General features: G+C 69.7%; 12 protein-coding genes. 6 read left to right on the plus strand and 6 right to left on the minus strand.

All coding sequences use genetic code 11. From position 1 onward, the window contains the following. The first annotated feature begins 4 nt into the window (after window positions 1-4). Window positions 5-493: a 6,7-dimethyl-8-ribityllumazine synthase gene (gene ribH / locus ACIPJ2_RS15280; protein ID WP_402729528.1), complete on the plus strand. Its 489-nt coding sequence runs from the start codon at window positions 5-7 to the stop codon at window positions 491-493. Window positions 494-578: 85 nt separating this feature from the next. Here ribH and ACIPJ2_RS15285 read toward each other — a convergent pair whose 3' ends face one another. The 5 genes from ACIPJ2_RS15285 to ACIPJ2_RS15305 form a co-directional block, all read right to left on the minus strand. After that, the gene (locus tag ACIPJ2_RS15285) at window positions 579-749 is read right to left on the minus strand and encodes a hypothetical protein (protein ID WP_281265183.1); all 171 of its coding nucleotides are present in this window, start codon (window positions 747-749) and stop codon (window positions 579-581) included. Between the two features lie 66 nt (window positions 750-815). Further along, window positions 816-1,364, minus strand: a complete 549-nt coding sequence (locus ACIPJ2_RS15290) for a TetR/AcrR family transcriptional regulator (protein WP_281265182.1) — start codon at window positions 1,362-1,364, stop codon at window positions 816-818. 119 nt (window positions 1,365-1,483) lie between these two features. Continuing rightward, window positions 1,484-2,395: a carbohydrate ABC transporter permease gene (locus tag ACIPJ2_RS15295; protein ID WP_402729529.1), complete on the minus strand. Its 912-nt coding sequence runs from the start codon at window positions 2,393-2,395 to the stop codon at window positions 1,484-1,486. After that, on the minus strand, window positions 2,392-3,432 hold the full coding sequence (locus ACIPJ2_RS15300; RefSeq protein ID WP_402729530.1) for a carbohydrate ABC transporter permease: 1,041 nt from the start codon (window positions 3,430-3,432) through the stop codon (window positions 2,392-2,394). The genes ACIPJ2_RS15295 and ACIPJ2_RS15300 overlap by 4 nt, the downstream gene beginning before the upstream one ends. After that, window positions 3,429-4,730 (minus strand): ABC transporter substrate-binding protein, encoded by a 1,302-nt coding sequence (locus ACIPJ2_RS15305; protein WP_402729531.1) that lies wholly within the window; start codon window positions 4,728-4,730, stop codon window positions 3,429-3,431. The genes ACIPJ2_RS15300 and ACIPJ2_RS15305 overlap by 4 nt, the downstream gene beginning before the upstream one ends. Before the next feature lie 185 nt (window positions 4,731-4,915). Here ACIPJ2_RS15305 and ACIPJ2_RS15310 point away from each other — a divergent pair, with 185 nt between their 5' ends. From ACIPJ2_RS15310 to ACIPJ2_RS15330, 5 genes are all read left to right on the plus strand, one after another. Further along, window positions 4,916-6,958 (plus strand): aldo/keto reductase, encoded by a 2,043-nt coding sequence (locus ACIPJ2_RS15310; RefSeq protein WP_402729532.1) that lies wholly within the window; start codon window positions 4,916-4,918, stop codon window positions 6,956-6,958. Further along, entirely contained in the window at window positions 6,937-7,968 is a 1,032-nt protein-coding gene (locus tag ACIPJ2_RS15315; RefSeq protein ID WP_402729533.1) for a LacI family DNA-binding transcriptional regulator, read from the plus strand. The genes ACIPJ2_RS15310 and ACIPJ2_RS15315 overlap by 22 nt, the downstream gene beginning before the upstream one ends. A gap of 179 nt (window positions 7,969-8,147) precedes the next feature. Then, window positions 8,148-9,671, plus strand: coding sequence for an MFS transporter (locus tag ACIPJ2_RS15320; RefSeq protein WP_402729534.1), 1,524 nt, complete (start codon window positions 8,148-8,150; stop codon window positions 9,669-9,671). Window positions 9,672-9,853: 182 nt separating this feature from the next. Further along, the gene (locus ACIPJ2_RS15325) at window positions 9,854-10,378 is read left to right on the plus strand and encodes a flavin reductase family protein (RefSeq protein ID WP_281265175.1); all 525 of its coding nucleotides are present in this window, start codon (window positions 9,854-9,856) and stop codon (window positions 10,376-10,378) included. Between the two features lie 45 nt (window positions 10,379-10,423). After that, window positions 10,424-11,038, plus strand: coding sequence for a superoxide dismutase (locus ACIPJ2_RS15330; RefSeq protein ID WP_402729535.1), 615 nt, complete (start codon window positions 10,424-10,426; stop codon window positions 11,036-11,038). A 94-nt stretch (window positions 11,039-11,132) separates the two neighbouring features. On the opposite strand, the gene ACIPJ2_RS15335 is transcribed toward ACIPJ2_RS15330, so the two are convergent. Further along, entirely contained in the window at window positions 11,133-11,708 is a 576-nt protein-coding gene (locus ACIPJ2_RS15335) for a hypothetical protein (protein ID WP_402729536.1), read from the minus strand. Between the last annotated feature and the right edge of the window lie 3 nt (window positions 11,709-11,711).

Here is an 11,711-nt window from a genome sequence, read left to right on the forward strand (position 1 = left end):
CACGATGAGCGGAGCAGGCGCGGCGGACCGCGACCAGGTCGACGGCAGCGGCATCCGGGTGGCGATCGTCGCCGGGCAGTGGCACGACACGATCGCGGCGGGACTCCTCGCCGGGGCCCAGCGCGAGGTCGAGCGCCTCGGCGCCGACGCCACCGTGCTGCCCGTCCCCGGGAGCTTCGAGCTGCCCGTCGTCGCGAAGGCGGCACTCGAGAACGGGTTCGACGCGGCGGTCGCCCTCGGCGTGATCATCCGCGGGGGCACGCCGCACTTCGAGTACGTGTCCGACGCGGCGACGAGCGGCCTCACCCGGGTCGCGATCGAGACCGGCAAGCCCGTCGGCTTCGGCGTGCTCACCCTCGACGACGAGCAGCAGGGCATCGACCGTGCAGGGCTGCCCGGCTCGAAGGAGGACAAGGGCGCCGAGGCGGCGCACGCCGCGATCGCGACGGCCGTGGTGCTGCGGAGCCTGCGCGCCGCGACCGTCCCCGCCTGACCCGCACCGAGCCTCCAGTCCGGACCGGACGCGAAACGGGCCCCGCACCGATGTGGTGCGGGGCCCGTTGCCGTGCGGTGTGTGACTACCGCTTGCCGAACACGTGGATCGGCAGGAAGAAGGAGATGCACATGAGCAGGATGCCGCCCATGAACACGAATGCCTGACCCGAGCTCACCTGGAACGCGACGCCGAACAGGTACATCGACACCAGCAGGAGCAGGATCGAGAAAACAGCGGCGATGACGCGGCCCACAGTGGTACCTCCGGAATCAGGCGGGTGGATCGGCCCCAGTCTATCCCCAGGTCGGGGTGTGCTGGTTCACGCCACGGGCTTCGTGGACACCAGACGGTCGACGACGACGAGCAGTGGCTCCATCTCGACCGAGGCGCGGTCGGGGCGACCGTCGCTCGCGGCACCGAGGGACGCAGCGTGGTACAGCCCGTCGCCCATGAGCTTGATCGCCTGCGCGGTGGGGACGTCCCCGAGCGCGTCCACGAGCGTCGCGAGCCAGGCGTTCTCGGTCTCGTCGAGGGTGCGGCCGGCCTCTTCGTAGCCGGCCTGCTGCAGGCGGCTCGCGGCGAGCAGGGCGAGGTCGAGCTCGCTGCCGACGTACTGGCAGTTGCGGACGAAGTAGCGCGCAGGGCCGTCCTCGGCCTCGCGCATGCGGTCGACGTCGACGGCGGAGAGGTCGGCGAGCCGGTCGCACAGGCCCTCCACCAGCGCGGCCTTCGAGCCGAAGTGGTACAGCAGTCCGCCCTTCGAGACGCCGGCGCGGGCGGCGACGGCGTCGAGGGTCGCAGTGCGCTCGCCTTCCTCGCACACGATGGCGACGAAGCTGTCGAGGACACGGTCGCGAGCACTTGCCATAGGGGTGAGTCTAGGAGGCGTCGAGGACACGGTGCAGCGCGCATCGGGGTGCACTTGCCATAGGGGTGAGTCTAGGAGTGCCAGGACGGCGACGCGGAACCCGCGCCGCCGTCCGTGTCTCAGCCCTTCAACGCACCGGCCGCGATGTTCGCGATGAAGTGCCGCGACCCGATGATGAACACCCCGATCAGCGGGAACACGCTGATCACCGCGCCGGCCATCACGGCGCCGAGGTCGGTCGCGTTCACCGAGCTCAGGCCGGCGAGGGCCACCTGCAGGGTCTGCCCCTTCGGGTCGATCAGCACGATGAGCGGCCAGACGTAGTCGTTCCAGGCGGTGATGAACGTGAAGATCCCGAGGAACGCCAGCCCACCGCGGAGCATCGGCACACCGACCGACCACCACGTCCGGAAGAACCCGGCACCGTCCACCCGGGCGGAGTCGATGAGCTCGTTCGGGATCGACGTCGTCGCGAACTGCCGCAGCAGGAAGATGCCGAACGCGTTCGCGGCGCCGGGGATGATGAGCGCCTGCAGCCCACCGATCCACCCGAGCTTCGCCATGAGCACGAAGCTCGGGACGAGGGACAGGCTCCCGGGCACCAGGAAGGTGGCGAGCATCACCGTGAACAGCGCGCGCTTGAACGGGAACTCGTACTTCGCGAACGCGAACGCCGCCAGCGAGTCGAACAGCATGACGAGGACCGCCGTGCCGCCGGCCACGATCACCGTGTTGAGGAGTGCCCGGAGCATGTCGACGCTGCCGAACACGCTCGCGATGTTCGCGAACGCGTTGTCGCCGAACCACAGCGACGGCGGGTACCCGAAGATCTCCGCGTTCGTCGACGTTGACATCACGAGCAGCCAGTAGAACGGGAAGATCGACAGCAGGACCCCGACGACCAGGCACACGTGCGTGACGAGCGTCCCGATCCAGCCTCGGCGGAACCCGTGGCGGTGGTCGGACTCGGCGGCACCGGGGCGACCGAGCGCAGCGGCGGTGTTCGTGGTCGTGGTCTCGGTGGCGGTCATGCGTCGACGCCCTTCTTCGTGGTGCGGACGGTGACGGTGCGCGCCGTGCGCAGCCGCCTGGGTGTCTTGAGGCCGTCGCGTTCGCTGAGCAAGCGCCAGTTGATGATCGCGAACACCACGGAGAAGATGAACAGCACCCAGGCGATCGCCGAGCCGTACCCGAAGTCGAACTGGTTGAACGCCTGCTCGTACTGGTACAGCACGATCGTCATGCCGGCCTCGTCCGGACCACCGACCGCGCCGCCGTTGAACAGGATCTGCGGCTCCGTGAAGAGCCCGAGCCCGCCGATGGTCGACGTGATCAGGGTGAAGAGGATGACCGGCCGGAGCATCGGGACGGTGATCCTCGAGAAGATCTGCCACGTGTTCGCACCGTCGACCTTGGCGGCGTCGTACAGCTCGGTGGGGATCGACTGCAGCCCGGCGAGGTAGATGATCGCGTTGTACCCGGTCCAGCGCCAGATCACCATGACGGAGATCGTGACCTTGATGCCCCAGTACGACGACAGCCACCCGACGGGGTCGGCGCCGAGTGCACGCATCGCGGCGTTCACGAGTCCGAACCCGTCCGAGAAGACGGAGCCGAACACGATCGCCATCGCGACCATGCTCGTGACGTTCGGGATGAAGAACGCCACCCGGTAGAAGCCCTTGGCCCGGATGTTGCCGTGCAGCAGGAACGCGAGCACGAGTGCGAGGAAGAGCATCGGGAGCGTCGACATGATCCAGATGAGGAACGTGTTCCCGACGGCGTTCCAGAACCGCGGGTCGCCGAGCAGGTACTGGTACTGCGCGAAGCCGACCCACGTGGGGCTGCCGATGCCGTCCCAGTCGGTGAAGGACAGCACGATCGAGAACACGATCGGGAACAGCCCGAACACCAGGAACAGGACGTAGAAGGGGGCGATCGCGACGTACTGCGGCCAGAACCGACGGAGGCCGAACCGCTTGCCGGTGGCCGCGGTCGTGATCGACGCGGTGGGCGTCCCGACGACGGCGGGGATGCTCGTCGTGGGCGGTGCCTGCTTGGTGCTCATGCCGTGACCCCGCGCTTCTCGAGGACCCGGTTCGTCTGGTCGACGGCGTCCTGCCAGGCCCGGTCCGGGTCCTTGCCCGCTGCCTCGACGTTGGTGATCTCGGTCGCGAAGGCGCCGATGAAGCGCTCGTTGTTCGAGATGTACGTGACGGGGACGTCGGACGCGGTGGCGCTGAAGAACGCCAGCGGGTCCTGGTCGCCGAAGAAATCGCCCGGCTTCTGCATGAGGCCGTTCCGGAACGACGACGGCGTCGACGGAAAGAGCTGGATGTCGTTGTAGGTGTGGGACTGCACCTCGGGAGAGGTGATCCACATCGCGAACGCCGCTGCGGCCGCCGGATCCTTCGACGACTTCGGGACGGCGAGGAACGAGCCGCCGCTGTTACCCGGGCGTTCCGGCTGCCGGGCGATCCGCCACGAACCCGACGACGAGGGTGCGGTGTCGTGGATCACCTGGGTCCACCACGCGCCCTCGATCTGTCCCGCCACGCGGCCGGACACCCATCCGGCGTTCTGGTCGGTGCCGGACTGCAGGTTCCCGGTCACGCCGGACTTCGCGCACGCGACGGCGTTCTCCCACGCCTTCCGGATGCTGCTGTCGTCCTGCTCGAAGACGGGCTGGTCGTCACGGTCGAAGTACCGCGTGGGGCTGGCGTACACGTACTGGTTGAAGAGCTGGTTGGCCGTGATGACCGTGGCCACGTCGGCCTTCTTCCGGAGGGTCGACCCGAACGTCCGGAAGTCGTCCCACGTGCTGATCGACGCCGACACCTCGTCCGGGTCGGTCGGCAGGCCGGCCTTCGCGAGGACGTCCTGCCGGTAGAAGAACGCGGTCGGTCCGGTGTCGACGGGCCAGAAGCACTGCCGTCCGCTCGGGGTGGTGCCGAGGGCGCGCTTCCAGTCGTAGTACTCGGACTTCTTCGCCGCGCCGCCGTGGTCGTCGAAGTCCGTGAACAGGTCCTCGTCGGGGAAGTACAGCCAGCAGTTCGAGTTCACCATGAGGACGTCGGGGATGAACGCGTTGCCCGCCAACGCCGTCCGGAACTTCGTGTCGTAGGACGCACCGCCGATGAGGTCGGGGCGGAGGCGCATCGGGCGGTGCCCGTCGATGCCCGCGGCCGCCTGCTTCAGGAACTTCGGGTCGAGCGACCGGTTCCAGTACCAGAGGACGAGCTCGTCGGGGTCCTTCGAGATGGAGGTGCCGGTGGAGCACCCGGCAAGGAGCGCTGCGGCGCCGAGTGCGCCGGCACCGGCGAGGAAACCCCGCCGGCTGAGACTGATCGATGGTGCTGCTGTCACGGGGATGCCTGCTCTCGTCGTTGAGATCGGGGAGTCCGTGAGCGATCGACCGTGAACGCTCACGAATTGGGTCAGAGCATGCTCTGCCCGACACGCCGTGTCAAGCATCATCTGCATTGCGGCAACGGGCCGAGCGCGTTAGCGTCGACCCGACCGTGAAGGTTCACGAGACGAACAGGATCCGCATGTCAGCGCAGACCGCGACCACCACCGGCACCCCGACCGCAGCGACGAACGACACCCCCGGCTGGGCGGTCCTCGGCCCTGGCGGCATCGCCCGCCGGTTCCTCTCCCAGCTGTCGGCGAGCGAAGCGGGCGGCACACTCGTCGCGGCCGGCAGCTCCGCTGTCGAGCGGGCGCAGGCGTTCGCGGACGAGGCCGTCGAGCACGGCTTCGCGGACGTCACCGCGGCGACGTACGACGAGGTCCTCGCCGACCCGCGCGTGGACGCCGTCTACGTCTCCACCGTGCACACCGGGCACGCCCGGCTCGTCCTCGCGGCGCTCGCCGCGGGCAAGGCCGTCCTCTGCGAGAAGCCCCTCGCGCCGAACCACGGCACCGCGATGGCGCTCGCCGACGCCGCCCGTCAGGCCGGGCTGCCCCTGGTGGAGGCGTACATGTACCGCTTCCACCCGCAGACCGCTGCACTCCTCGAGCTGGTCCGGCAGCGGGCGATCGGCGACATCACACACATCGACGCGTCGTTCGCGTTCCGCGCGGGGTCCCGCAGCGGCCGGCTGTTCGACGTCGACACCGCCGGTGGCGGCATCCTCGACGTCGGCGGCTACCCGGTGACGATGGCCGCCGCGGTCGTGCAGGCCGCGACCGGTGTGGCCGTCGCCGAGCCGACCGAGCTCACCGCGACGGGGACGCTCGGCCCGACCGGGGTCGACGAGTGGACCACCGCGCAGCTCACCTACCGCGGCGGCATCACCGCCGACGTCCGCACCGGCGTCCGCGTGCAGGACGACAACGCGGTGACGATCCACGGCACGAGCGGGAAGATCACGCTGACCGACCCGTGGACCCTCGGCGAGGACCCGACGATCGAGATCCGCACCGTCGACGAGGACCCCAGGACCCTGTCGTTCGGCGGGGCGAAGCCGTACGCGCTCGAGGCCGACGCGACCACCGCTGCCCTGGCCGCCGGACGCGTCGATGCCTCCGAGTACACGCTCGACGAGTCCCTCGCCACCGCCAGGACCCTGGACAAGTGGCGCGCGGCGATCGGCCTGCGCTACCCGTTCGAGGCCGAGACCGCCGACATCCCCACGGTGAGCGGGAGCCCGCTGACCGTGCAGGCGGACAACCCGATGCAGTACGGCGAGATCCCCGGCGTCGGCAAGCGCCTGTCGCGCCTGGTGATGGGCGTCGACAACCAGCCGGACCTGGCACACGCCAGCGCGATCTTCGACCTCTTCGTCGAGCAGGGCGGCAACGTCTTCGACACCGGGTACATCTACGGCGGGGGCGTGCTCGAGGGCCGACTCGGCAAGTGGATCCAGAACCGGGGGATCCGCGAGGACGTGGTCGTCATCACGAAGGGCGCGCACACGCCGTACTGCGACCCCGAGTCCCTCAGTCGACAGCTGCTCGAGAGCCTCGAGCGCCAGGGCACCGACTACGCCGACATCTACATGATGCACCGCGACAACGAGGACATCCCCGTCGGGGAGTTCGTGGACGTCCTCGACGAGCACCGTCGCGCCGGCCGCATCCGCGTGTACGGCGGCTCGAACTGGAGCCTCGCCCGCTTCGACGAGGCGAACGCCTACGCCCGTGCGAACGGCAAGCACGAGTTCGAGGTGCTCAGCAACCACTTCGGGCTCGCCGAGGCGTACGACGTGCCGTGGGCCGGCTGCCGCCACGCGACCGATGCCGCGTCGAAGGAGTGGCTGGCGGAGCGCCAGGTGCCCCTGCTGCCGTGGTCGTCCCAGGCCCGTGGGTTCTTCACCGGACGCGCGACGCCCGAGGACACCAGCGACGCCGAGCTCGTGCGCTGCTACTACTCGGACGAGAACTTCGAGCGACTGCGCCGCGCCCGCGAGCTCGGCGAGCAGTTCGGGGTGCCCGCGACCGCGATCGCGCTCGCGTACGTCCTGAACCAGCCGTTCCCGACGTTCCCGCTCTTCGGACCGCGTACGATCGCGGAAGCCCGGTCGTCCATGACCGGCCTCTCCGTCGACCTCACTCCCGAACAGGTGGCATGGCTGGACCTCCGCGACTGACCGACGCCGCCAAACCGGTCCCAGCACCCGGCGGCCGCGCGACGATCATCGACGTCGCCGCGGCCGCCGGGGTGTCCCGGCAGACGGTCACGCGGGCGATGAACGGCATGTCCGGGATCAGCGCGGCGACCAAGGAGCGGGTGCTCGCGGTCGCCGAGCAGCTCCACTACCGGCCGTCCCGCTTCGGCCGCGGGCTCGTCACGGGTGGGGACCACCAGCTCGGCCTCGTGGTGAACGACCTCAGGAACCCGTACACGCCGCAGCTCGCCGCGTCGGTGTTCCAGCTCGCCGCCGAGCAGGGGTGGAACGTCATGCTCGCCGACGTCGACCTGGCGAGCGACCCCGACCGCATGGTGACGGCGCTCGGCGCGCAGACGGACGTGGTCATCGGGTACTTCGGCTCCCGTCGCGAGCGCTGGAACGACCTGCTCGGATCGGTCCCGATGGTCGAGCTGGACCCCTCGTCCGACCCGCCGACCGCCGCGGTGTGGATCGACCCCGCCGACGGGATCGAGGTGCTCGCCGACCACCTCGTCGCGACCGGGGTGCGCCATCCCGTGGTGCTCGACAACTCCTCGCCGGACGACACGAGCGTCCGCGGCGTGCTCATGCTGGACGCCCTGCGTCGACGAGGCTACCTGCCGGAGGTCGTCCACGCACCGCACGGCACGGCCGAGTGCGGGGCGGAGGAGACCGTGCGCATCCTCGGTCGGAAGCGCCGACTCGACGCGATCATCGCCTTCAACGACGTGATGGCCCTCGGCGTGCTGCAGGCGTGCCGCCGTGCGGGCGTCGACGTCCCCGGTGACGTCCGCGTGGTCGGTGTGGACGGGCTCCCGCTCGGCGGGCTCGTGTCCCCGACGCTCACGACGCTCGCGGTCGACCTCGACGCGGTCGCGCGCGAGGCGCTCGAGCTCGCCCTCGGCATGCTCGCCGGTGACCTGCCGCGCTCCGGTGCCGCGGTGCAGCGCAGCGTGCGCCACCGGTTGCTGCTCCGCGAGTCGGCGTAGGTCCGGGGCGACCACCAGGCGGACTGGAGGCTCGGGGCGGGCCCGCCACGAGCCTCCAGTCCGTCCTTTGGTTGTATTTGCAACATACCCGTCCAGACGGTACAGTAGAGGGGTCTTGCCGGGCTGCGTGACGACTTCCGCGCCCGGGGCACCACCCTCGAAGTCCGTGGAGCACCACCATGTCCGCACTCCTCACCAGTCCCATCGCCACGCGGGTCACCACCAGCCGCCCGCGACGGTTCCTGGCGCTCGCCGTGCTCATGCTGCCGGTCCTGCTGATCTCGGTCGACAACACCATCCTGAGCTTCGCCCTGCCGTCTATCTCGCGCGCGCTGGACCCCGACGCCACCACGCAGCTCTGGATCATCGACGCGTACCCGCTCGTCCTCGCCGGGCTCCTCGTCGTGATGGGCAGTGTCGGCGACCGCATCGGCCGCCGACGCATCCTGGTCATCGGCGCCTCAGGCTTCGCAGCGATGTCCGTCGCAGCCGCGTTCGCCACCGACGCCTGGATGCTCGTCGCCGCGCGCATCGCGATGGGCGTGTTCGGCGCCATGCTCATGCCGGCGACGCTGTCGATCATCCGCAACGTGTTCACCGATGCCACCGAGCGACGGATGGCCCTCGCCGTGTGGTCGACGATGTTCGCCGCGGGCAACGCGCTCGGTCCGCTCGTCGGTGGGGCGCTCCTCGCACACTTCCACTGGGGGAGCGTGTTCCTCGTCGCGGTGCCGATCCTCGTGCTGATGCTCGTCGGCGTGGCGTTCTGGGTGCCGGAGTCGAAGGACCGCAACCCCGGCCCGGTCGACGTGCTCAGCATGCTGCTGTCGCTCGGCACGCTCGCGCCGATCGCCTGGGCGATCAAGTCCGTCGTGCACGTCGAGGAACGCGGGCTCGCGATCGCGATGCTCGGCGTCGGGGTGCTGTGCGGCATCGCGTTCGTCCGCCGGCAGCTGCGTTCCCGGACGCCGATGCTCGACCTCCGGCTGTTCCGCAGCACGGCGTTCACCGGCAGCGTGCTGATGAACATGGCGGCGATGTTCTCGCTGACCGGGTTCCTGTTCTTCATCGCCCAGCACCTGCAGCTCGTCGCCGGGCTCGACCCCTTCACGTCCGGTGTCGTGCTCATCCCGGGCTCCGTGCTCACGATCGTCGCAGGGCTCGTCGTGGTGCCGATCGTCGGCCGGGTGGCCCCGCGGTGGGTCGTCGCCGTCGCGCTGCTGTTCTCGGCGGCCGCGTACGCGATGGTCGCCGTGCTCGGGCACCACGCGTCGATCGTCGCGCTGGCCTTCGCGTTCGTGCTGCTGGGCATCGGGATCGGCGCATCGGAGACGGTCACGAACGACCTCATCATCTCCACGGCGCCCGCGGACAAGGCCGGTGCCGCGTCAGCGCTCTCCGAGACCGCGTACGAGATCGGTGCGGTGCTCGGGACGGCGGTGCTCGGGACGATCCTCGCGACGACCTACCGGGCACACGTCGTCGTCCCCGACGGGCTGTCCTCGTCGGCGCACGTCGCGGCGCAGGAGACCCTCGGCGGAGCGGTGTCGGCGGCTGCGGACCTCGGCGGGTCGGCGGGGCAGGTGCTCCTCGAGTCGGCGCGGGCGGCGTTCGACTCCGGCGTCACGATCACGGCCGGCGTCGCCGCGGTGCTGATGGTCGTCGCCGCTGCCGGTGCCGTCGTGATGCTCCGCCGCCGCTGACGGCGTCGCCATGCGTCGCCCCTCGATGCGGCTCCGAGCGTGGACGACGGCGTGACGGCGCGCCCGGGATACGTGGAACCTGGGAATCGTTGACCTCAACCTTGGTTGAGGTCATACGTTGGGACATGGCCGCCGAGGGGTGAGCCACACCGATCCGAACGAGGAACGAACCAACGACTCCCATGCCCGAAGCAACACCGGCGAACGCCGTGCCGTCGAACATCGCGGACGCCTACAAGTCGGCCTTCCGTGGTCACCCCGCCGGTGTCGCCGTCATCACCGCCGAGGGGCCGGACGGACCGACCGGCCTCACCGCGTCCAGCGTCGCGAGCGTGGCGATCGACCCACCCGTCCTGGTGTTCTCGCTCTCGACGAACTCGGGCTCGGCCGGCGCCGTCCTCGGGGCTCCGGTGTTCGTGGTCCACCTCATGGACTCGCACGGCGTCGCCCTCGCGAGGCGCTTCGCGTCCACCGGCAGCCCCGCGGCCGACGACCCGATCTGGGGAACGCTCCCGTCGGGCGACCGGTACCTGCCCTCCGCCGCCTCCGCGCTGCGGTGCCGACCGCTGTCCACGACGCCGATCGGCAGTTCGACCGTCGTCGTCGCCGAGGTGCTCGACATCGTCATCGGGGACGAACGTGGCGAGCCGCTGGTCTACCACAACCGGGAATTCCACTCCCTCACCGATCGTTCCCGGCTCTCGTGAGCCGCGGAGCACCATCCGCCCATCCATTGATCGAAAGGAACTCACATGGCTGAGTACACCCTGCCGGAGCTGCCGTACGACTACGCCGCACTCGAGCCGCACATCAGCGGCAAGATCATGCAGCTGCACCACGACAAGCACCACCAGACCTACGTCACGGGTGCGAACACCGCGCTCGAGCAGATCGCGGAAGCGCGCGAGTCGGGCAACCTCGGGGCGATCAACAAGCTCGAGAAGGACCTCGCCTTCAACCTCGGCGGTCACGTCAACCACTCGATCTTCTGGACCAACCTCGGCCCGGACACGAAGGTCCCGGAGGGCGAGCTCGCCGCGGCCATCGACGAGTTCTTCGGCTCCTTCGAGAAGTTCCAGGCCCAGTTCACCGCCGTCGCGACCGGCATCCAGGGCTCCGGCTGGTCCGTGCTGGCCTGGGACACCGTCGGCCAGAAGCTGACGACGTTCCAGCTGTTCGACCAGCAGGCGAACGTGCCCTTCGGGCTCGTCCCGATCTTCATGCTCGACATGTGGGAGCACGCCTTCTACCTCGACTACCTCAACGTCAAGGCCGACTACGTCAAGGCCGTGTGGAACATCGTCGACTGGGAGAACGTCGCGGCTCGCTTCGCGAACGCGAAGTCGCAGCGCTTCGTCACGCTCTGACCTGACGGCAGAGTCACGCTCTGATCTGACGGCAGAACGGACGGGAGGCACGGTGCCAGCTGGCACCGTGCCTCCCGTCCGTCACGGGGTCGCGTCAGGCCGAGGTGAGGGTCGCGCCGGCGACGAGCTTGTGCGCGAGGTCGCGGAGGGCGGTGTCGGGATCGGCGTGTTCGCGGTCCACGATCGCACCCCACTGGATGCCGCGCGCGAGGAGCACTGCCGCCTGTGCGGCACGGTCGGCATCGTGTTCGCCGTAGCCGTGCGCACGGCACCAGTCGGCGATGGACGCGATCTGCGCCCGGTGCACCGTTCGCTCGTTGTCGCGGCCGTCGAGCGACTCGACGGCGCCGAGCTCGAAGGTGAGCCGTGCGGCCAGGGACCGCTCCGGGTCGTCGAGGCCGCCGAACACCTGCATGAGGTAGGACGTGAGTGCGAGATCGTCGGCGTCCGGGTCGAGCGCGATGTCGGCCGTCGCTGCCGCGAGGTGCTCCACCACCGCGCCGATCAGGGCCTCGCGCGTCCCGAAGTGGTAGACGATCGGGTACGCGCTGGTACCGAGCACGCGCCCGAGGCTGCGCACGGACACGTCTTCGATCTTCGTGTCCTGCAGGTGCTGCGCGACCTTGCGCACGATGGCGGGCTTCAGGGTCGGGTCTGGCTTGCGCGGCATGTC

It is taken from the genome of Curtobacterium sp. NPDC090217 (genome assembly GCF_044746705.1).
GTDB lineage: Bacteria > Actinomycetota > Actinomycetes > Actinomycetales > Microbacteriaceae > Curtobacterium.